Annotated in this window: 16 protein-coding genes and 1 pseudogene; 6 read left to right on the top strand and 11 right to left on the bottom strand. The window is 55.4% G+C overall.

Features of this window, described 5'->3' with window-relative positions:
• The first annotated feature begins 81 nt into the window (after nt 1-81).
• The gene (locus SV7mr_RS18135) at nt 82-1,050 is read left to right on the top strand and encodes a CNNM domain-containing protein (RefSeq protein ID WP_145275381.1); all 969 of its coding nucleotides are present in this window, start codon (nt 82-84) and stop codon (nt 1,048-1,050) included.
• Between the two features lie 147 nt (nt 1,051-1,197).
• Here SV7mr_RS18135 and SV7mr_RS18130 read toward each other — a convergent pair whose 3' ends face one another.
• The 6 genes from SV7mr_RS18130 to SV7mr_RS25555 all read right to left on the bottom strand — a co-directional run bounded on the left by SV7mr_RS18130 (nt 1,198) and on the right by SV7mr_RS25555 (nt 7,699).
• Nucleotides 1,198-2,199 carry an Acg family FMN-binding oxidoreductase gene (locus SV7mr_RS18130; protein ID WP_145275378.1) on the bottom strand — a complete coding sequence of 334 codons (1,002 nt, stop codon included), beginning with the start codon at nt 2,197-2,199 and terminating at the stop codon, nt 1,198-1,200.
• A gap of 197 nt (nt 2,200-2,396) precedes the next feature.
• On the bottom strand, nt 2,397-3,929 hold the full coding sequence (locus SV7mr_RS18125; RefSeq protein ID WP_419187572.1) for an SLC13 family permease: 1,533 nt from the start codon (nt 3,927-3,929) through the stop codon (nt 2,397-2,399).
• Nucleotides 3,930-3,942: 13 nt separating this feature from the next.
• Entirely contained in the window at nt 3,943-5,421 is a 1,479-nt protein-coding gene (locus SV7mr_RS18120) for a permease (protein ID WP_145275372.1), read from the bottom strand.
• 44 nt (nt 5,422-5,465) lie between these two features.
• Nucleotides 5,466-5,750 (bottom strand): thioredoxin family protein, encoded by a 285-nt coding sequence (locus tag SV7mr_RS18115; RefSeq protein WP_419187571.1) that lies wholly within the window; start codon nt 5,748-5,750, stop codon nt 5,466-5,468.
• A 304-nt stretch (nt 5,751-6,054) separates the two neighbouring features.
• Complete coding sequence (locus tag SV7mr_RS25560) at nt 6,055-7,074, bottom strand: NrdH-redoxin (protein ID WP_419187570.1); 1,020 nt, start codon at nt 7,072-7,074, stop codon at nt 6,055-6,057.
• A gap of 4 nt (nt 7,075-7,078) precedes the next feature.
• Nucleotides 7,079-7,699 (bottom strand): glutaredoxin family protein, encoded by a 621-nt coding sequence (locus SV7mr_RS25555; RefSeq protein WP_419187569.1) that lies wholly within the window; start codon nt 7,697-7,699, stop codon nt 7,079-7,081.
• A 203-nt stretch (nt 7,700-7,902) separates the two neighbouring features.
• Between SV7mr_RS25555 and SV7mr_RS18105 the strand changes: the two genes are divergently transcribed.
• Nucleotides 7,903-8,997: a hypothetical protein gene (locus SV7mr_RS18105; RefSeq protein WP_419187568.1), complete on the top strand. Its 1,095-nt coding sequence runs from the start codon at nt 7,903-7,905 to the stop codon at nt 8,995-8,997.
• Between the two features lie 483 nt (nt 8,998-9,480).
• Here SV7mr_RS18105 and SV7mr_RS25550 read toward each other — a convergent pair whose 3' ends face one another.
• The 4 genes and pseudogenes from SV7mr_RS25550 to SV7mr_RS25545 all read right to left on the bottom strand — a co-directional run.
• Nucleotides 9,481-9,654 (bottom strand): hypothetical protein, encoded by a 174-nt coding sequence (locus SV7mr_RS25550; protein WP_419187567.1) that lies wholly within the window; start codon nt 9,652-9,654, stop codon nt 9,481-9,483.
• A 416-nt stretch (nt 9,655-10,070) separates the two neighbouring features.
• A complete protein-coding gene (locus tag SV7mr_RS18100) occupies nt 10,071-10,982 on the bottom strand; it encodes a virulence RhuM family protein (protein WP_419187566.1) in 912 nt (303 codons plus the stop codon).
• Between the two features lie 1,223 nt (nt 10,983-12,205).
• On the bottom strand, nt 12,206-12,475 hold the full coding sequence (locus tag SV7mr_RS18095; protein WP_145275369.1) for a hypothetical protein: 270 nt from the start codon (nt 12,473-12,475) through the stop codon (nt 12,206-12,208).
• Between the two features lie 701 nt (nt 12,476-13,176).
• Nucleotides 13,177-13,405, bottom strand: a pseudogene (locus SV7mr_RS25545) (IS256 family transposase); the annotation flags it as partial.
• 405 nt (nt 13,406-13,810) lie between these two features.
• Between SV7mr_RS25545 and SV7mr_RS18090 the strand changes: the two are divergent.
• From SV7mr_RS18090 to SV7mr_RS18075, 4 genes are all read left to right on the top strand, one after another.
• Nucleotides 13,811-16,969 carry a PSD1 and planctomycete cytochrome C domain-containing protein gene (locus SV7mr_RS18090; protein ID WP_145275366.1) on the top strand — a complete coding sequence of 1,053 codons (3,159 nt, stop codon included), beginning with the start codon at nt 13,811-13,813 and terminating at the stop codon, nt 16,967-16,969.
• Nucleotides 16,970-16,976: 7 nt separating this feature from the next.
• Nucleotides 16,977-18,389 carry a DUF1501 domain-containing protein gene (locus SV7mr_RS18085; RefSeq protein ID WP_145278604.1) on the top strand — a complete coding sequence of 471 codons (1,413 nt, stop codon included), beginning with the start codon at nt 16,977-16,979 and terminating at the stop codon, nt 18,387-18,389.
• 434 nt (nt 18,390-18,823) lie between these two features.
• Nucleotides 18,824-20,269, top strand: coding sequence for a sulfatase (locus tag SV7mr_RS18080; RefSeq protein WP_145275363.1), 1,446 nt, complete (start codon nt 18,824-18,826; stop codon nt 20,267-20,269).
• 46 nt (nt 20,270-20,315) lie between these two features.
• On the top strand, nt 20,316-21,821 hold the full coding sequence (locus tag SV7mr_RS18075; protein ID WP_419187565.1) for a sulfatase family protein: 1,506 nt from the start codon (nt 20,316-20,318) through the stop codon (nt 21,819-21,821).
• Nucleotides 21,822-22,113: 292 nt separating this feature from the next.
• Here SV7mr_RS18075 and SV7mr_RS18070 read toward each other — a convergent pair whose 3' ends face one another.
• A complete protein-coding gene (locus tag SV7mr_RS18070) occupies nt 22,114-22,509 on the bottom strand; it encodes a CoA-binding protein (protein ID WP_145275357.1) in 396 nt (131 codons plus the stop codon).
• Nucleotides 22,510-22,533 lie beyond the last annotated feature (24 nt).

Raw genomic sequence — 22,533 nt, 5'->3', positions numbered from 1 at the left:
CTTTCTAGAGGATCGAGGTGGCACAAGCGGCTCATACCGATCCGATAGTCCCGGACCTCGGTTTCCGCTTTGGACAAACGAATGGCAACGCTGGCCTTCATGATCGTGATGTTTCTAGGTCTTTCCGGCGTCGCTGCCGCCATTGATGCGGCGGTGCTCAGCGTGACGAAGCCGGAGATCGACGAACTTGTCCAAAAGAGCCGCTGGGGGGCCAAGCGGCTTCGCGAGGTGAAAGCGAAGTTCGCTTCGTCCGTCGTTGTCATTGTGATCGTGACCAACGCGATCAACGTGCTCGGGCCGATCCTTGTCAGCCATCAAGCGTTTCGGATCTTGGATCGTACCGGAGTGGTGATGGTGACCATCACGCTAACGTTGGGGACGATCGTCTTTTCAGAGATTCTTCCCAAGGCGATGGGGGCTCATCACGCACCGCGACTGGCACGCATCTGCGCACCGGCATTGATGCTGGGCCGACGATTGCTATATCCGCTGGTCCTGCCGCTCAGTTGGCTATCGGAGCGCCTGACGCGCGGAGAGCGGACGTTGGGTACCGAGCCTCAAATTCGATCGCTGGTGCGGATGGGTCACAAAGCAGGTTTGATTGAAAGCGACGAAGAAAGCATGATCCATCGCGTATTTGTGCTCAACGACCGAACCGCCGCCGATGTGATGACGTCGATCGGCGACGTCAAAGCCCTCTCGGCTGGCTGCACGATTCACCAAGCCGCTGCCGAAAGCAGTCGCAGCGAGTATTCGCGGTATCCGATCTTTGGCGATTCAATCGACGATGTTCGTGGCGTGGCGTTGAGCCGAGACCTGCTCAGAGCAGTCATTCGGGAGCAGGGCGATTGCGGGGTGATGTCCGTTGCAAAGGCACCGCTTGTCGTGGATACCCATGCCCGTGTCGACGATTTGTTGGTCACCTTTCGTGAACAACACATGCACATGGCGATCGTTCAAGACACGGGAACGACCGTTGGAATTATCACTCTCGAAGACGTTCTTGAACAACTCGTCGGCCAGATCGACGATGAGAAAGATGTCGCGTGAGTTCTGTCATTGAAATGTCCGAAATCCATTCTGCGATTTGCGAGGAGAAGTCGACGCAGAGACGCGTGAGGCGGTGAGACGCAGACGAGTCGGGAGCTTCTATTCGGGGTTCTTTTCTCTGCGTCCTTGCGACTCCCCGACTCTGCGTCAAATCAATATTTCTTTCACAGGGCGTCTGGGCGTCGGTCGGACAGGCTTCCCCTTGCCCCACCGAAGGAGGATCTGTGGAAAGCCATCGTCGTCCATCAAATCAGCAAGCTGAAAACGAAGCGCATCGACTTCGATCGGCTGATTCATGAACGAAGCGTCCAAGCCGTGTGCGGTTCCGCGAAGTAGCATCCTTGAAAGTGCCTGACCGCAAGCGATCCACGCTTGGGGCGTGTCTTCATTGGTTCCCATCACCGCCAACATCGGGGAACCCTCGGCCAGTTGCCGGTCCTTGGCCGCTTGTCCGTCGCCCCAGTCGAAGGTGCGGATCATGATCCGACCGAACCGGGACGCAAGATCACCAAATCCGTGCGAGTATCCTGGCATGCCGTCCGTACGCGGGCTGTTGTTGGAGTGAACCCACTGGGCCAACTCATGCCGAAAGGCTTTATTGCTGGCTTGTTTGCGATCTCCGTAGTCGATCAAGTCAGCAATTGCATGCTGTTCCTCTTTGTCTTCGGTCATGTCCAGCCAACAGCGATGTTCCGCAGCATCGTGCAGCCAGTCCGTCTTGACCTGCGGATCAATCGGCTCTTCCTTGAACGGCGCACGGTTGGTTCGACGTTTCGGTATCGCGTCATACATCATTCGTTCTTCATCGCTCGGAATATGTGGACCGCTGACGATGACTCGTGCCAGCAAGTCTGGATTTTCAGACTCCGGCAGCACACGGACCATCGTCGACAAGCCGTCGCAGTGCATTGCCAAGCACAAATGATCCAGCGTTGCTCCGCAACTGATCGTCAAGGCTCGATCCATGGGATCAACGATCGGCAAGCGACGGCTGCGATCGGCATGAAGCTCGATTCGATCTTGTAGAATCTCAAATTTCCACGGCTGTGTGTTGTGGCTTGATGGAGCTGACGTGGCTGACTCGACGGCCTTTAACAGGCGGTCATGTAGCCGGTTCGCATTGGGACTGGTGCTGGAATACACGTTCATCGCCGGTGACCTCGTAGAAGGATGTGGGGGATGAAATCTTCAGCGATGCAATCAGGATGCCGCTCAGGATTGGCGGTGAATTCTTCGGCTCAGGCGAGCTTGTGTGCGTACCGTCACGCCAAGTGGGCACATGCAACCACAACCGCGCGACTATCCGCAGCGTCCGGTGGTCAGCCGTTTTGTTCAACTTGTGGTAGCTACCGGACCAAAAGCGGCTCGATCAAGAGCATGGTCAGCAAGGTGACCAGCACGATGGAAATCAGGTTGAGCCAGATTCCAGCCCTGGCCATTTGCCCGATGCTGACCTCACCCGTCGCGAAAACAATCGCGTTCGGAGGCGTCGCGACGGGCAGCATGAACGCACAACTTGCAGCAATCGCTGCCGGGAAAACCAGCAAGTAGGGGTGGATGTCCAATCCAGACGCAACGGCACCCAAGATGGGAATCACTGTCGCTGACGTCGCGGTATTGGACGTCAGTTCCGTCAGAAAAATCATTCCTGCCGAGACACATAAAACGACCAGGACTGGTGGTAGCCCGCGTACAAAATGGGTGTGGCTTCCCATGAATTCAGCCACTCCGTTTGCTTGCACCGCGGCAGCCAAGCTAAGCCCACCGCCGAACAGAATCAGAATCCCCCACGGTAGCTTCAATGCCGTTTCCCAGTCGAGCACAAAGATTCTGCGTCTGACATCGACGGGAATGACAAACAGAACCAGTGCCGCCATCATGGCAATTCCCGCATCAGTCAAATCGGCAAGTGGCATCCAATTTCTTCCATCAAGATCAAGCGAGACACCGGCCAGAGCTGGCCTACTCATCCAAAGCGTGGCTGTCGCGACAAAGACAACGAAGGACGCCAATTCACCGCGGTTCGCGGGCCCCAACGAATCCAATTCACCTCGAATCAAACGGTCGCTGCCTTCGATCGTTTGATCTTTGACTGGGTACAAGACTCGAGTGAGCAATAGAAATACGATCGGCAAAAAGACGACCGCCAGCGGAACACCGAACTGTAACCAGCGAGCGAAGCTGAGTTCGACTCGGTACGGTTCCGCGATGGAATCGGTCAGGTAGCTCACCAGGAACACGTTCGGAGGCGACCCGATGATGGTGGCCGTTCCGCCGATCGAGGCCGAGTAGGCAATTCCGAGCATCAGACAGATCGAGAAGTTGTTGGACAGCCCACCCTGGGCCTTCACCAGCAGAATGATGCTCGCCGCAATCGGCAGCATCATGGCTGTTGTGGCCGTGTTGGATACAAACGCGCTCAAAACCGCCGTCGTGACCATGAACCCTGCGATGATGTTGACGGGCCGAGTCCCCACGACCTGCAACACTGTCAGGGCGATACGCTTTCCGAGTCCCCATTTCTCCATCGACAAAGCCAATAGAAAGCCGCCCATGAACAGAAAGATCAGCGGGTTGGCATAAGGGGCCGAAGCGGCCTTCATGGTGGCGATACCGAGAACAGGAAACAAAGCCACCGGCAACATTCCCGTTGCGTAAATGGGAACGGCCTCGGTCAGCCACCAAATTCCCATCCAAGCCATGGCCGCGAGTGTCGCTCGGCCGGCCGGATCAAACTCGACGAGCGTACCAGCCGCATCGAGATATTGATTTGGCAGAAACACACAACAAGCCGCCGCCGCAAGCGGTCCCGCGAACAGACCAATCCACGCAACCGCTGGACTGAACTTGGTAGTCTCTACGGCATGGTCGCTGCTCAAGTGTATTTACCAATCAGGACGATGTTGTATTTGGTTTAGAGTGACGGACCTGCCTGCGACCAACTACCCAGAGTATCGCGACTATCCCACCAAGAACGGCAAGTAGATAAGATGTGACCGACCAGAGACTGGAGCCGTCAATCCAAGTCCCATACAACATGCCGGCAAGAGTGCTGAAGACGGCGACGAGACCAACGTACACCCACGCTTTCTTTTTGCCGATGACCGAAGCCGTGATCAAAATGCTTTGGAAACTCAGTTCGGGGTCGGCCAGCAGGTAAGCCAACAACGGACCGCGATGCATTCCCAGATCAAGAAACATTTGGGCGATCGGAACTTCAACCAGAGTGGGGAAATACATAAACACGCCGAAGACGACACCGACAAAGTTTCCGCCAACCGTGTTCTCGCCTGCTAGCGATTGAACCCACTGGGGTTGGACCAGTTCGCGAATGACTCCGACGATAAAAACGCCAATGATCAGTAGTGGGAAAATTTGCTTGACGAATCGCCATGATTCCCACAAGAAGTCGCGAAGCTCGTCTGAAGCAAGCCTTGTCTTCAAGACCCAACCGAGTGCAGCGGTGATGATGGACACACCAATGAACTTGCCCGTGAAATGCAACGTCACGCCTTTAGAAGTGGGAACGATCTGCAATGAAGCAAACATCAACGTGACTCCCACCAAGCTGACGAAGACCCACGTCCAAGCACTGAAACGCTCAAAAATGCACTCGATTCCTCGCCAAGCTGCCAGCCCGATCAACACCAGCAGGCCGATCAGAATTGCCCCCTGGGCGGTCACGCCTTCCTCGCCTTTGCTTGTGTCATGCGGAACCAACTCGGCGAGAAAGTCTTGAAAGTGGTGAATGCTTGTAGTGGGAATTTGCACTTGAGCGTAGGCATGCATGAGCATGTCGAGTTGAAGCGTGCCAACGATCAACAAAGCGACCAGTAACGACAGCAAACTTACCGTCGAGCCACGCATCGAGCCTTGACCAGAAAACATCCGAGTCGTCGCTTGGTCATGCTCGACGTCGTCGCCCCGAAAGATCAATGCCATCAGCAGGCCGATGCCGACGCCAAAGACAACCGAAAGCACTCCACGCGCGATCGCCAGATCCACGCCGAGCATTTTGCCGGTATAAACGAGCGCCAAAATATTGACGGCGGGTGCGACAAACAAAAACGCGATTGCGGGACCTAACCCGGCACCCTTCTTGTAGATGCCTGCGAACAGCGGAATGACCGTGCAGGAGCAAACGGCAAGCAGGAATCCGCCTGCTGCAGCCGCGGGATAGGAGATCGCCTTGGGACAGTCACGTCCCAGAAATCGAGTGATGATTTCCTTTGGAATTAAAGCGGTCATGGCTCCGGCGACCAAGAATGCCGGAAGCAAACACAGAAGAACATGAGCGGCTAAATACGCGGCTAGGTTGCCCGCCCCACTTCTCAGCAGACTGAAAACGGATTCGAGAGCGGCGTCGGTCATGCGAATGGCTCGATTTGGAATAATCGTTTGCGGCTCGAAAGGCTTTATCGAGCCACAAACGCCGCATTGATGAGATCTTTCAACTCGGACAGAGACGGAACCCGACCGCTACAAACCGTCTTGTCGTCGATGACAAGTCCAGGAGTTGCCATCACTTCATGCTCCACGCACTGCAACGGGTCGGTGAGTTTGCTGACTTCGGCTTCAACGCCCAACTCGTCAACCGCTTTCAAGGTGAGTTGCTCGAGCTGTCTGCAATTGGGGCAACCAGGGCCAAGTATCTTGATCGTTAGCATCACAATGTTCTCATTTTCTTTGAATGACTTCACCGAACCGGCTTGGTTAGAGAAGCAATCGTGATGCCGATTCGCAAATCAGGCCGATTCATTTGACCCGTATCATTTGTGTGCGATACGTCGCGCAAGCTAATCTTGTGGAAGCACACTTGCGCGAATGTGCGCGATGTCTATCCCGCTCTGGTCGTCGGCCTCTTCAGGCATGCGACTCGCGAAGGCAGTCACCGGCACTCAAACAATCGACGAAGATACCTGTCGTAAAACTGCCTAGGCTTCGGAATTCAACATCGCAATCTCAGGCGTTGAAGCTAGATCGGGATGAAGGTCTGCTCGTTAGTCAATGCCCCAGTTGCAGCAAATCGGGACGGAAGATCATCACCGTTCCCAACGCAAGAATCACGATGCCACTGAGAAGTTTCAACCATCGGCCTTCACGTTCTTGCAGCTTTCGATGTGAGAGCGTGGCGACGACGATGGTGACAAGCACCGCGTCATCGAGCATGTAGGCGAGGATGTAGATCCCGAGATAAAGATAGTTCTGCCAAGCCGGCAGCTGCTGCAACGTCAGGATCTGTGTGTACAACGCGGGCAGCCCAGCGGTGCAAAGCAATTCAACCATGTTGACGACGATCGCCAACGCAATCGCACCACCGATCGCCACGGTCAAGTACTTCGCCTCCACGATGTTTCGCACCCGGCGATACAGTCCCGGTTTTTGACTTTCGGGAATGGATAGTGAGACGCCCCTCTTGAACGCAAAAAAGTCCTTCACGTTCACGATGCCAATCACCAATGCCAGCACGCCCAATCCAACTTGAACCGGGCGAGCGATCCCAATCAGCAGGAACAAATTCAACCACGCGGCCATGAACGCGTAGTAAGCCATCCCGCTGACGATCACGAACGTTCCGGCAATCAGAATGATCTTTTTGCGATCTTTGATATTTACCAGGACAGACAGCAGGAACACCAAAATCCACATCGCACAGGGATTGAACCCATCGACTAACCCGACCAGAAACGAGAACAATGGCATCCCAAGATCACTGACCCGCAGACGGCCAAAGATCGGCACGTCGATGGTTTCATCACTTGCTGCCGACGTCGTTGGTTCAACTTCCAAATCAGCTTGCCCCGTCTCCGCGACCGTCGCTTCATCGGGAAGCTCCCAGTCTTTGGCTGGATCGGAACCGTCGTCCGTTGCTTCGTTTGAATCCAACTGCAAAGCACCGAACAGGGCTTGCGACGGCAGGAGCATAATCGCGGCTCCATCGTCGGTTGCAGGTTTCGGTTGAATCTCATGCGGTTTGACTCGGGACTTTCGCTCAATCAGCGTTTCCAATTCCTTGCCCGTCACCTCGTCACCTCGTCACCTCGTCGCCTTGGTAGCCGATGATGACGTGTCCACCGAAGTCAATCACGGGCAAGCCGGGCGTGCTTCCGGATCCTCGACAAAGATTCTCCCACCGCTGCCGAGCCACGGCATCGCTGGAGATTTCAAGCACGCGAAAACGGATCGCCGGCCATCTTTTTTTCAAGGTTGCGATGAACACTTTGGCGTTGGCGCAACGCGGACAAGTGTCCCGTGTGTAAACGTCCGCCGTGAACAATTCCTCGATCGCCGGACCACTCTTCGCCGCTCCCTCGAAACCGAAATACATTCGGTCACAGCAGTGGAAGGCCGGCACGACCGGTTTGGAACGTCCCGCCTTCTTAGTCAACTCATAGAGCCTTTTCAGGTGACCACGATCCTGAATCACATCGCGAGTGATGACATCCAAGCCCGGATTGCGACGCTTCAACTCAGTCACGTAATCGGCCACATCATTCGCCGACGGTTTGTCTCCACGAACAAACACTTCCAGCTGCACAACGCTAGCGACATCATCGCCAGCCAGATCATCGTCCGCGAAACTCGACCAGGGCGAGCAGCACGCAGCCAGGAAAAACATTAGTGCCCAAAAAACTTTTCTCGGATTCATCGTTGAATTGCCTCCGCCCGAACGAGAATCAATCGCTATACCCGAGCGAATCGAACGTTCTTTTTGTGCAAAGATCAACAATGCGTTCCACTGAAGCACACTCGCGCGTGCCTACTCGCACGCTGGATGCCGATGACCGGCTATGCTGGTTCTTTCAAAACGCGGCACCTTCCATGATTTCGTCATCTACCCTGGACCATCCGATGGACCAACAGACCCCGGGCAACAGAATTCCTCGCCGAGCTTTCGCGCGACTCACCGCCGTCACGGGCGGGTTGGCAGTGGCCGGAGGTCTGACTCGTTCGACCCACGCCGACGACGCAGTAACAAACACGGCACGGGATCTTGACCACTCGTATCTTAAAGCCGGGCTCAACGCGCTCGCGCGTGCCCATCACATGAGTTCGATGGCGGGGCATTTGGGCGCGTCCATGATTGCCGGCTATTACGTTGCGCGGCAGCGCCCCGACCTGGATCCCGCCATTGAAGCTGGGATTCAAGACGACCTTCGACGTGTCAGAGGCGGCGAGTCGGTTTTCGGACAGCGAATGTCCAGAGCGTCAAAGCTGGCCGATGCGGAGTTGTTTGAACCGTTTGCGAAACAGAAAGCCGACGCGACATTGATCGACGGTATCGCCGAGGGTCTGCAAAAAAGCATCGACAGGCCGCGCCAATCCGGACACAACGTGATCTTCGCATCGCTGGCCATCCGCGCGTTGCAAGACCACCCCGAATGCGCCACGCCAGCGGTGGTCGACGGGATTCTGAAGTTGATGAATCTTTTCCAGAACCAAACGCCCGGCAGCGGCTATTACGGCAAAGCCAAAGGTCGCCTACACGGCAACAAGATCACGCTGCCCGAAGACGACGCCACACCGGTCTACGACAACATCGAAGGCATGGCGGGTGCAGTGCTTGATGAAGTCACCGCACAGGATCCAAGCATCCATCGCAGTGGATACGGCGGCTTGGTTCACCTCATCAACCACGGCGCAGCAATCACCGATCTGACGGACGCCGGCTACGTCGAACTGGCTGGACTCGCCATCGGATCGCATCGCCAACACCTGCGTTTATGGCGAAACCTTCCCAACGTAGCCGACGAGAAAGGTCCGCTGAAGGTTTCCAAATTCACACCGCACGATGCTGCCTACTGGACGTCCGGCGGCGTCCCCTACGACCGAGCCTTGCTGACTCATCGAGTCAAAACGATGTACGGCTTCGACGAACTCGCCGCCGCCATTGACGCGGACGAGAAAGAGAAGGCGGCCTACGACAAACTTCGTTACGTCATGTGAACACCTCTAGGAGCCCCACTTCCAAACGCAACCCTCGAAGTTCCACCTATCCCTCCCAAACAAGTATTTGTGAGTCGAGACAACTAACGAATACCGTTGCTTCCGGTGTACTCTCTTTTACCAGCGAACCGGGCCAAAGCGAATGGGCCACCCCGCAAGTTCGCTCTCTGCCAATTTCTGGCCGGTCTTGAAAAGACCCACAACACCCCGTGTTTGAACGCCATTTCCGCGCGCACTCGTCAAACACCGCTCTCACCCGCACCAGTAATTCTTTCCCTCAGCCACCCAACTCCGGCTCCACCGCCCCAAAGCGATCCAACTCTCGCGCCACCCAACGCCCACAAGTTACCATGCCGGTTGCTCCCGCCCCTCCAAACGCAACCCATCAGCGAACTGCGTTTGGTGATGCGGCAGACGCAATATCCGGTGCACACACGAAGACTTGAAGACACAACGGGCTAGTTGTTTGAGCAGCGCGTTGGCCTATGTGACGTCGAGTGAACGATTCACCCCGAGCAGGTTCTTCTTTGTGCCAGGCTTTTCTTTGAGAATATCGTTTTCGGTGCGCAGGTAATCAATCGCTTCTTGCTGTTGCCGATTCACCCAGCCAGCAAGGAAAATCGCAATCAGCTGCCACGGTTGCAGAACAAACTTCATCCTCGCCTCAGGGACTCGTCAAAAAGCAACTCAATCATTGATGCGTTGCAGCCTGAAAAGCATGATCACTGAATCTGCCAATCGATGCCTTGGTCATCGTTCTGGTAAGGTAAATGATGAGGAGACTGCCGAGGTTTACCTAGACGCCGCATAGGCCGAAAGCCCCCTCCGGACAATCCTGCTGAGACAGCATTTCGCAGGAGAAAGAGGTCGGCGGAGTTTTTTAACCACGTTGGCTACGTGTTTGGCTTCTTCTTGGAAGCTGGCTTCTTTACCGGTGTCTTTTCCTGAGCTTGCTGGGCTTCGCCTTCGATCTTCTTGAGTGCGTCCAGTGATTCGGTGAAGTGCTGATCGACCGGTTGTGGCAGTTTGCGCTGCTGCTCTTTGAATTGGATAAATTCTGTTTCCGCTTTCTCTTACGCAGAGTCGTGCGAAATCTTTCCGGCGTGGGTCAGAATCTCGCGATCTGACAGGCGCAAGAAATCATCAAGTTTGCTAATCCAATCAGCCATGTGCATCGGCTTGCGATTCATAGCCTGCAGCTCGGCAAATTCGAGATAGGCGGTGACGATTCGGTTGAGGGCCTTGATCTCCTCTTCCTTGAGATAGTTCTTGGCAATGGACACGTCTGCCTTTCGAGGGCGATCCCCGTTGAACGTCGTCAGCCCCATATTGGGCAGCGAGGCATTGGCTCGAGAGTGCACCACTTCAGCAGCGGTCTGGCCGTGAGCGGCCCAGTGCATCTTGTTCTGTACGGTCTTGAAGAACAGCAGGGACTGCTCCTCGCTGGGGTCGTAGTCGATGCTTGTCGAATAGATGTCGAGCACTTTCCGCCAAAACGCCCGTTCGCTGGAGCGGATGTCGCGGATGCGGGCGAGCAGCTCTTCAAAGTAGCTGCCTCCACTGCCTCGTTTCAGCCGTTGATCGTCCATCGCGAACCCCTTGATGAGGTATTCGCGAAGTTGCTGCGTGGCCCAGATGCGAAACTGCGTCCCACGATGAGAGCGAACGCGGTAGCCGACAGAGATAATGGCATCGAGGTTGTAGTGCTCAACCTGCCGTGAAACCTGGCGTTTTCCTTCAGTTTGAACTGTCAAGTATTTCTTGACAGTTGCCTCCGGATGAAGTTCGCCTTCTTCGTAAACATTCTGCAAATGGGCGCTTATGTTCTGTTTTGTGGTCTGAAACAGTTCGGCCATGTCTTTCTGCGTCAGCCAGACGGTCTCATCCACCATCCGGACCTCGATGCGCGTTGATCCGTCATCGGCCTGGTAGAGCAGGAATTCTCCTCCGTCATCGGCAGCCGGTGCTGGAAGGTTGTTTGTCATGAACTGCTTGGTAAAGAAAGTGCTGGCCCAAGTTTCGATCACCGTTCCGGTCAAAGTCGACGCGGTCCATCCACGTCGCTGTCGCGGCAGAACTCCGCATGGATAGGGTGTGCGATGAAACCGCCGGAGGCGGTAAGAGTTTACGACAAAAGGTGTCGACACTCCAGTAAGTGTCACACCGGGGAACGATTGTTCTTTGACAATTTGGTGAAACGCAAAATGCAGCTAAGCGGCTGCTCGATATGAATTCAGCAGGCCGCCAAGTTCCTTGTGGCACTCAATCATGGTTCTGTTCAGAGCTGAGAGTTGTTAGGAAAACCATTGCTTCCGCTGTACTCTCTTTTACCAGCGAATGGGCCAAAGCGAATGGGCCACCCCGCAAGTTCGCTCTCTGCCAATTTCTGGCCGGTCTTGAAAAGACCCACAACACCCCGTGTTTGAACGCCATTTCCGCGCGAACCCACCAAGCACCGCTCTCACCCCTACCAGTATTTCTTTCCCTCAGCCACCCAACTCCGGCTCTACCGCCCCAAAACGATCCAACTCTCGCGCCGATCAAGGCTCACAAGTTACCATGCCGGTTGCTCCCGCCCCTCCAAACGCAGCCCATCTGCGAACTGCACGTAGCAGCGAGTGCGCGGCAGGCTTTTTGACCAGAAGCGCCTAGCCCCACGCCGGCAACATGCTGGCCTCCAGCCGTTGCACAAGTACACCTACGGGGGATCCGATTCAGGGTGTTGATCCGACGGGGTTGGTTCTTGTCGGAGCAATTGCCGGAATTGGAATCTCTACCAAACTTCGTAGCACGAATACGAAAGCAACGCTTGCCGCCTATGCAGTAGCAGGTGCCGCCATCGATGGAGTTCTCTTTGAAGTAACGCGGAGCATATTGTGGGCAATCTCTTTGTCGGCGTCCCCAACGCGGTCCTTGACTTAACAAGCCATCAATCGAGTTCTGAAGTGGGGACGGAGTTTGATCCTTGATGGGCTGCCTGGTTTCACTTGGGTGTCCAAGGCGTTTTTGAACGGGCGGCTGTGCTAGAAGGGCCGTGCGTTTGACGACTTGGCAGTGTGTTGACGCAGTAAGAGTGCGTTTGATTGGCCCAGTGGATTGAATTGGCTTGGTTTTGAGGGCTTTAGATTTGGTAATGGCATGCCACTAGCCGGATCGAGTTTCAATAGCTCGATTTTCTGCTCATCAGTCGTGGCCCCGTTGTTGTCGATCATGGGGGTGGTCGCTCCTGGTTGGCAGGCCGCAGCTCGTCGAGCAACTCCATCGTTTGTAGAAAACGGCTCAGCCACTCGTCATCCAGTGGAATCACCCCGCTTTGAAAACTCGCTATCAGTGTGCTCGAGCTTTCCGCTTGTACAATCGCCACTTCGACCGCTTGCCGGCAGTGCTCCCAGTCTTCTAAGTCCTGCCAGCGTTCAAGCTGATCCAGCGCCCGCTGGCCAAGCTCCAGCAGCGGCTTCATGTAACTGCACACGCCCATCACAGGTTTTGCAGCGGAGGATGGCTGTGATTCCCTCCTTCGTGCTCTTCGCGTCCTTCGTGGTTTATTGCCGGCTTTGCGACGTTTGCAAGTTTCAGAGGACTGTCCCCGGCAGATTATTAGCGTTTGCATTGCCAGCGGCGCTGGTGTCATTTTTCTAGTGCAAGGGTTTGGGCAAGATGCCTTGGTGTTCATTGCATTCCAAGGTACTATTCCGAACCCTTTGTAGAACACCTTCGGCGTTCGGAGACGATGTGTGTGGGGCCTGTCCCCAGGGTGCGCTGCGCGACCCTGGGCTTTGGGGTAGAACACCTTCGGCGTTCGGAACTCTGGATGCAATGATGAAAGCCACCGCCTTGGCTTTGGCAGGTTACCGAAGTGCGATTCTCTGATCCTGTGCTTCGCAGGAACGTCAGCCTGGCCTGCCGAACGCCGTAGGTGTTCCATTTTCACAGCCCAAGGTCGCGAAGCGCACCTTGGGTCACTGGAACCATCCAACCTGCCGAACGCCGTAGGTGTTCCACATGCGGTTTGAGGCACACCGAGCGGAGAGCTTTCCCCGGAGGTTTTCTCTGCCATGCATGGTCAGCGGCGCGGGCTCATTCAGCAATCCCTCTTAACACGCAGAGCAGTTGTTTGCTCATGTGATCAGTGAGAGGCAAGCGGATCTTCTGGCTGTGCAACCAGTCTTTCATCCTGACGATCTCGGTGACCTCCGCGGGCATGACTTCGCAGATCATCTCCCGCACTTGGCCTCGCAAGAAATCACGAAAGGTTTTGCCGGTTTGGGAAGCAGAAACTTGCCAAGAGATTGTAAAAGACTAACTTCGTTCATGGATGGTCTTCCCGTCGGTTGCACCCGACGTAAATTGAGAAATTGCGAACGGCAGAATTCTGCCTTCCGGGAGACCATCCTTCAACTTTTAACAATCAGCGGGTCACTTCCTCGCTGTTGCCAGACGTCCAGCGTGGAAATCTTGGCCGATCACCACTGCCACACCGGTTACACCCTGGCGACCTCAGTCATCACCAGAGAGATCATCAAGAGTTTTTACAACAGTTGGGACCTTTCCGGATCTCAGGGTACGCCGAATACGTCTGATGGTTCGTTCATGAATCGAACCAAGTGATTCGGCAGCCTCTGGATGAAGTTCCGCGAGGGGCGCAACAGGTGTAACCGGAGGAATCAAGTCAGCAATCAGCAATCTCCTTTCTGTCGAACGAAATTGACAGGTCGCGTTGGACGGCGAACGATCATCCTTCACGAGTTGGTCTCAAGCAAACTATTTTCGGCTATAGTAAGAGCTCAGCATCCCACCTCATTGAATTCCTACCATGTTCGACAGTCCCCCATCGGGAAAACGCTTCTCTTCGATTTTCCCTGTTGCATTCGTCCTGCTCCTCTGTCCGGCATTGGCATGGGCTGATGAAACCTCGTTCTCGCGAGAGGTGCTTCCTGTTTTGTCCGATCGCTGTTTCCATTGCCACGGTCCAGACGAAGAGAATCGGGAAGCCGATCTGCGGCTGGATCTAGAATCAGACGCAAAGGCGGATCTAGGCGGCTATGCGGCTGTGGTCCCAGCGAAGTTAGAAGAGAGCGAATTGTGGCGGCGCATCATTACCGACGACGAAGACGCGCGAATGCCGCCAACCGACTCGCATCGCAAGCCACTGAGCGATCAGGAACGAAAGGCGATTCGTCAATGGATCTTGGACGGTGCCCAGTGGGGGAAGCATTGGTCGTTTGAAGCACTGAGACGCCCCGATGTGCCTTCCGGCAAGGAACATCCCATCGACGCCTTTGTATTGGAGCGATTGAGTCGCGATGGTTTGAGTTTGTCTCGACCCGCTGCCCCGACAACATTGTTGCGCCGATTGTCCCTCGATCTCACAGGCATGACTCCTTCGCCACAAGAGCTTCGGGACAACGCTGAGTGGACCGACGAACGTTGGTTGACAGAAATCGATCGATTGTTGCAATCGCCGCACCATGCCGAGCGGATGGCAATGTGGTGGCTCGATGCCGCTCGGTACTCTGACTCCGATGGTTACCAGCAGGATGCAACGCGGCAAAACTGGCCATGGCGTGATTGGGTGATTCAGCAGTTTCGCGACAACAAGCCATTCGATGAGTTTACGATCGAACAGTTCGCCGGCGATCTGCTTCCCGACGCAACTGCCGAGCAAAAACTGGCCACCTGTTTTCATCGGAACCACATGACCAATGGTGAAGGTGGCCGTGATCCAGAGCAATCACGCATCGATTATGTGATCGATCGTGTGAATACCACCGGGACGGTCTGGCTTGGATTGACGTTGGGGTGCGTGCAATGTCACTCCCATAAATTCGACCCGATCACGCAGCACGACTATTACTCGCTGTTCGCTTTCTTCAACAGCATCGACGAGGACGGGAGGGCCGGTAGCGGCGCTAAACCGTATTTGAAATACACTTCGCCTCAGGTCGAAGGTCGAATTGAAGAGATGCAGGCCTACCGAGAGCAAATTCAAGTGAAGGTCGATGCCGAGCGCAAGCTGGCCGAAGCACGCTTTGAACGCTGGCTAGAGGCTTTCCGTTTGGAGCTTCCGGAAGACTACCAGCCGTGGATCACGCTGCCACCGAAAGTGTCTAGCGTTGAGGGAACGACGTTTGTGGTCGATTCGGAGCATGTGATTCAGACTGTTGGCCCCGATCCATTCCAGGACGACTACAAGATCGTGCTGCAGGTCCCCCAAGACATGAAGCAGGTCAGCGGTTTCCGGATTGAGGTCATGCCACATGATTCCCACAAAGGCGGACGGTATGCACGCAGTGGCAACGGCGAATTCGCGCTGACCAGCGTGCTTGCGATGGGGCAGAGGCAAGGCAGCCCAGCCGAGCAGCAGGTGCCCGTCTCACGTGCGGTTGCGAGCGTCCAGGCGGACCCGGCACGGAAGACACAGTGGGAGGCGAAAATGTATTCGGGCATTGGCAACACGCTCAACGACGACGCTCGCAACGGATGGACCACCGAAGGCATCGAAGACAAAGAGACGCGTGTTGGGTTGTATCAGCTTGGCCAACCCTGGTCGATTGAACCGGGTGATCGATTCATTATTTTGCTGCGACACCGTTCGACGCATGGCAGCGCCAACATCGGCCGCTTCCGCATTTCAGTCACCGGTGAGCTTGGCCAGACGGTTACTAATATCGATGCAACATCGCCCGTCGCCGACCTGATCAAGTCCCTAAAGAGCGAACCCCAAAAGACATTAGATGGTGGCCTGCGTAAGCGTCTACTGGATCAGTTTCTTCTCGGTGATGTCGTTTACCAGCAGAAGCGGGACCGTGCCGTTCTGGCGCACAATCAACTGGGAGCCGTGAAGAAAGAGGCGCATCCGCGGAGCGTGATGGTTCTTGCCGAGCGTGAAAAACCACGCGACACGCACGTCCTTGAGCGAGGCGTTTGGGATGCAAAAGGTGACAAAGTCGGTCGCGGTTTTATCCCCAGCGTGTTAGACCAACCAGCGGACCAAGCGTCGTCGCGTCTGGACTTGGCCAAATGGTTGATGGACGCGGACAACCCTCTGACTGCCCGAGTGACGGTGAATCACCTCTGGCAGCTCATGTTTGGTCGGGGACTTGTTCGCACGCCTGAAGACTTCGGGCTGCAAAGCGAGCTGCCGACGCATCCCGATCTGTTGGATTGGTTGGCGGTTGAACTGATCGACAGCGACTGGGACCTCAGGCACATTCTTAGGCTCATCGCGACCAGCAAAACGTATCAGCAACGCAGCAGTGTGACGAAACAGCTTCTCGAAATGGATCCTGAAAACAGGTTGCTGGCAAGAGCCCCGAGGCACCGTTTGCCTGCCTGGATGATCCGTGACAACGCATTGCATGTGTCCGGCCTTTTAAACGATGCTGTTGGCGGTCCGCCCGTTCGGCCTTATCAACCAGAAGGCGTCTGGGCAGAGATCACGATGGGAAGATTCAGTTACAAACCGAGTGTCGGGCCAGAGCGTTTTCGGCGAACGATTTACGGGTTTTGGCGTCGCTCAGCCGCACCGACCTTCCTGTTTGACAGTGCCCAGCGACGCGTGTGTGAAGTCGGCGTGCGTCGCACCAATACGCCACTGCATGCGCTAACGTTGATGAACGACACCACGATGCTGGAAGCGTCGCGAGCGTTGGCTGATCTGGTTGTCACTCGCGACGAAGAATTCGACGACACGAAGGCACAGCACTGGCAGTACGCTCCGCTACAGCAGGGCCTCCAAACACTGGCTCTGCGGGTTCTGTCACGAAAGTTAGCGGATGCGGAACTCAAACAGGTTCACGCGTATTGGTTTCGGTCGCTGCAATACTACAGCGATCATGTGGACGAAGCGGTCCGTTACACAACCATTGGACAGCAGGAATCGCCGTCGCGCGAAGTCGCTGCGGCCACGGCCGCTTGGATGACGACTGCCAGTTTGTTACTGAATCTTGATGAGGCGATGACCCGTGAGTGATTCTCAAATGCAACTTGCCCGCCGCGGCTTCCTGCAGCAGGCAGGTTTGAATTTCGGCGCCCTTGCCGCAGGTGCGATCATGGGTGACGAATTGGCGGCGGCCGAGCTGCAGCATTCGTTGCCGCACTTTGCTCCGCGCGCCAAGCGTGTCATTTTCCTGACTCAGTCTGGCGGTCCATCGCAGATCGAACTCTTTGATCACAAGCCGGGTTTAGAGAAGCTAGCCGGCACAGAGTTGCCCGCTAGCGTTCGCCAAGGTCAGAAACTGACGGGAATGACCGCCGGAAAGAAGCAGCTGGTGATGCCATCGGTCGCGAAGTTTCATCGGCGAGGCAAATGCGGTGCGATGATTGGCGAGTGGCTGCCGCATCTTGGAACGATCGCCGACGAAATCTGCTTGGTCAAATCAATGGTGACCAACGAGATCAATCACGCTCCGGCCATGACCAAGTTTCTTACCGGTCATCAGATTCCTGGGCGCCCAAGTTTTGGATGTTGGGCCAGTTATGGCTTGGGCAGTATCAATCGCAACCTGCCCGACTACGTGGTCCTGATTTCGCGGATGAAACGTGGCAGCGATCAACCGTTGTACGATCATTACTGGGGAAGCGGATTCTTGCCATCGAAGCATCAGGGCGTAAAGCTTCGCAATGCAAAAGATCCCGTGCTCTATCTGAACGATCCCGATGGATTTCCACGCGAATTGCGGCGTGAAATGTTGGACGGTCTAGCTGTGCTGAATCGTCAGAAACACCAGCAGACTCTCGATCCGGAAATTGAAACGCGGATTGAGCAGTACGAAATGGCCTTCCGCATGCAAACCAGCATTCCAGACCTGACGGATCTCAGTGACGAAGCGGATTCGACATTCCAGCTTTATGGCCCTGATTCCCGACGCCCCGGCAGTTATGCCGCCAACTGCATTCTGGCTAGGCGTTTGGCAGAGCGTGGTGTGCGCTTCATTCAATTGTTTCATCCCGACTGGGATCACCATTCGCGTCTTCGCTCGTGGTGCGTTTCACGATGTGTGGATACCGACCAACCCAGCGCTGCGCTCGTCAAGGACCTGAAACAACGTGGCCTGTTGGACGAGACGTTGGTGATTTGGGGTGGTGAATTTGGTCGTGGAGTCTATGGGCAAGGCGACTGGAAATCGCCACAAGCCGGTCGCGACCATCATCCCCGGTGCTTCACCATCTGGATGGCTGGAGCGGGAATCAAGCCGGGATACAGTTATGGGGGGACGGATGATTTCAGCTACAACGCCGTCGAAAATCCCGTGCATGTCCGTGATCTACACGCTACTGCGCTCCACACGCTGGGGGTCGACCACGAAAAGTTCACCTACCGCTTCCAAGGGTTGGATTTCAAACTGACCGGCGTTGAGTCAGCTCGCGTTGTTGATGAGATCCTGACGTAGACTTCGGTGACGCTTCTATGTCGCTAAGAAAGGGATCATTGAAAGGGGACAAGTTGAGTTCGGAACCACCCTCAAAACGAACTCTGTGGGGCGCTGCGCGACCCTGGGCTTTGAAAATCGAACCCCTTCGGCGTTCAGCAGGCCAGCGATTCGTTTTACGACGTGATCATGCAACCACGCCGGGATTTGGATCCGATTGAGACGAGAACGCCTAATTCTGTCCCCCCTTTCCGTTGGAGGGATTAGAATTGTCTGGCTCGATGAGAATCCCTGATGGACTCCGAATCAAACGCTACCAAACGTTGTGTCAAACTGCATTCCGACCAGCCGTTGTGAGACGTTCTTGGCGGTGTCGTTTGCAGTCATTGTCATCCACATGGTTATCGTCCGATCGTTTAGGACGTTGCGTTCCCCTCTTGTTTAGACTGACACTGATGATCTCTTGCTATCCGTTCCAGCGTTTGCTGGCTCTGTTTGCGATGTTGTTTTTGACGACATCCTTTGTGCTGGCTGCTGAGAAGCAGCCCAATGTGTTGTTGATTTCCATCGACGATCTGAATGACTGGACGGGAGTCCAAGGCGGACATCCTCAAGCGCAGACTCCGAACATCGATCGTTTGGCTGCTCGGGGAACCTTGTTTAACAACGCACATTGTCAATCTCCGGTTTGCAATCCTTCGCGGTCAAGCTTGATGACTGGCCGGCACCCACACAGCTCGGGTGTGTACTTCCTGTCGCCCGATCTGCAGCAGGCTCCCGCGCTGCAGGATCTGGACACGCTACCGGAGCGGTTTGCAAAGCACGGCTATCAAACGCTAGCAGTGGGAAAGCTGTTCCACACTCGGGATCAGCGTTTCTTCCAAACGTATGGCGGGAACATGGGTGGATTCGGCCCGCGGCCTAAGAAGAAAATCTCGCAGCCGCACGGGCATCCACTTTGGGACTGGGGCGCCTTTCCCGACCTCGATGAAGACATGCCTGATGATAAGATCGCCTCATGGGCTGTTGAGCAACTCAACGCGATGCCAAAAGACTTGGAGAAGCCGTTCTTTATGGGCGTCGGATTTTACCGGCCTCACGTCCCGATGTTCGCGCCCAAAAAATGGTTTGACAAGTTTCCTCAAGACCAGATTCAGTTGCCACTGGTCAAAGAGAACGATCGGGATGACCTGAGTCCCTATGCGATCGCACTGACCAACGAGAAGCATGTTTCGCCGACTCATCAATGGATGACCTCTGCCGGGCAGTGGCAGCACGCCGTTCAGTCTTACTTGGCTTCGGTCGCCTTCGCGGATCACTGTCTGGGCAGGGTGCTAGATGCTCTTGATGCCTCTGAACATAAAGACAACACCATTGTGGTACTGTTTTCAGACCATGGATTTCATCTCGGCGAAAAGCAGCGCTGGGCAAAGCGAACGATCTGGGAAAACGGTACACGCGTCCCCGTGATTGTCGCTGCCCCCGGATTCAGGGCCGGACAAATCTCTCCGAAGCCAGCACAGCTTCTGGACCTTTTTCCGACCTTGTTGGACTTGGCGAATCTGCCTCGCGATCATTCTCAAGAAGGCCACTCGCTCGTCCCGCTATTGAACAATCCCGCAGCCGACTGGCCGCACATCGCGTTAAGCTCCTTTGGCAAAGGGAACTTCGCAGTGCGTTCTCAGCGCTACCGCTACATCCAGTACTTGGACGGTTCTGAAGAGCTGTACGATCACCAAGTTGATCCACACGAATGGAACAACCTGGCAAAGGACGCGAACGCATTGGCGATTCTGGAAGCTTACCGCAAGCACATTCCTGAAAAACAAGCCGACGTTCTGCCGGGAAAATCCACCGGACACAATGCCTACTCGGCGGCACAGCGTTTTGTCAAACAATAGACACGCAAATCAAGCCTCAACAATGCACTCTGCCAACGGATTTCCCATGAATGTTTGGAATGAACGATTGTCAACGTGGCATGCTGAACGCAAGCGTACAGCGTCTCGGTTGATCAAAATGGTTGCCCTGTTTTGCGTTTGGCTTGCACTGGTGATGCTTGCCAGGCCAGTTGTCGCGCAGGAGAGGACGGCCAAGCCGAACTTCGTGATCGTCTTCGCTGATGACCTTGGCTATAGCGATATCGGATGCTTTGGCGCCAAACAAATCCGGACGCCAAATTTGGATCAAATGGCCCAGGAAGGGATGCGACTGACCCATTTTTATGCTCAAACCGTGTGCGGCCCATCGCGTGCCGCTTTGATGACTGGCTGCTATCCGCTTCGGACAGCAAAACGTGCAAATGACCAGAAATCGGTCCACCCTTTCCTGCACAGCAAGGAAATCACCATCGCGGAGGTCCTGAAGGATCAGGGCTATGCAACGGGATGCTTCGGGAAATGGGACTTGGCAGGCCATAAGCAGGCCGGATACGACGTCTCGTTGATGCCAAACCGCCAAGGGTTTGACGAGTACTTCGGCACACCCAGCAGTAATGACTCGATTGTTAATTTGGTCCAAAATGACAAAGTGGTTGAACCCAAAGCTGACATGGCGACGCTGACGCAGCGTTTTACAAACCACGCTTTGTCCTTTATCCGAGAGCACAAAGACGAACCGTTCTTCGTTTATCTGCCGCACACCATGCCGCATATCCGCTTGGCGGCTTCGAAAGACTTTGCCGGCAAGTCATCTCGTGGTCTCTACGGGGACGTCGTCGAAGAACTTGACGACAACGTCGGTCGGATCTTGAAGCTTCTGACTGAACTTGATCTACAAGACGAAACATACGTGATCTTCACCAGCGACAACGGGCCGTGGTACTTGGATGGCCATGCAAGATTGAGCAAACAGCGTGACAAAGGCGGTTCGCACGGTGGTGATGCCGATCCACTGCGAGGCCACAAAACATCCTCCTGGGAGGGAGGCGTTCGAGTGCCGACCGTGGTCTGGGCTCCCGGTCGCGTCGAAGCAGGAACCACATCGTCGAAGATGGCAGCCACGATTGACCTGCTGCCAACCCTGGCCAGGCTTGCCGGCGGAGAGCAACCGTCGGACCGAATCATCGACGGCAATGACATCTCTGATTTGATCCACGGAAAGCAATCCGCCGTCACCCGAGACACGTTCTACTATTACGTGCACACTCAACTGATGGCCGTTCGCAAAGGCCGCTGGAAACTGCACCTGCAGCGCAGCCAAAACACGATGAAAAACTGGGACGTGTTCCAGAAGCAAGCCGACGTTGTTGACCTGTCTTCGGCGAAGCTATTTGACTTGGAATCCGATCCCGGAGAACAGTCCGATTTGGCAGCCAAGCACCCGGCGGTTGTGAAGGAGCTTTCCGAACTGGCTGAATCTGCTCGCCGCGACATCGGTGATTTTGACCGCATCGGCGAAGGAGCCAGATTCTTTGACCCGCAGCCGCGCCGAACAGACATCCGCAAGCCCTGATTCGATTCCCAAGCATGGGCAAAGTGACAAGCGCTAACCGCCGAACGTTTCAGTTGGCGCGGAAGTCACAAGGCGGGTTTGCGCCGATGCTGCTGGCCGCGACGTGTTTGATGGGGAACGGCTTCTGTCGTGATTTGGGCAGTGCAGGGTCACTGCAGCCACGTCATCTGACGTGGCTTGGGGGCAAAAGGACAGGGTGCCGCGGGATAAGCTCACGCAGGTCTCATCCATGCAGGGCGAGTTCTCTCGTTGCCAGGAATTCGCAGGGAGACGTTTTGTATGACGCGCTTGGTTAGGTGTTCAGCACGACCAACAGGCAGGCTCCGCCAGCGATGACGTTGATGCCATGAGCGTGGGCTTTCTCTAGGGCCGCCACTGATTCCGCTCCCGGTTGGAACCAGATGTGTTTGATGCCAATCTCGATGGCCTGATCGACGATCGATTCAGCGACCACAGGCGGCGTGATCACAGAGATTCCGTGGACAGGTTCAGGCAGCGATGCCAAATCAGCGTAGGCTTGTTGACCTTCAATCTCTGTTGCGGTCGGATTGATCGGGTAGGCCGCTCGTTGGTTTTGGCGGTAGCACATCAAGACGCGATTACCGATCTTCGATCGATCTCGCGACGCCCCAACCACCGCATGCGGCGACCCATCCAGGAAACGAGCGATGGCATCTTGATCATTCATGTCAGGCAGTGGGTTTGGCGTGGC

The sequence above is a fragment of the Stieleria bergensis genome, assembly GCA_007745635.1.
GTDB lineage: Bacteria > Planctomycetota > Planctomycetia > Pirellulales > Pirellulaceae > Stieleria > Stieleria bergensis.
The sequence above is the reverse complement of the archived record's forward strand: the minus strand, read 5'-3'. Positions and strand labels throughout refer to the sequence as shown.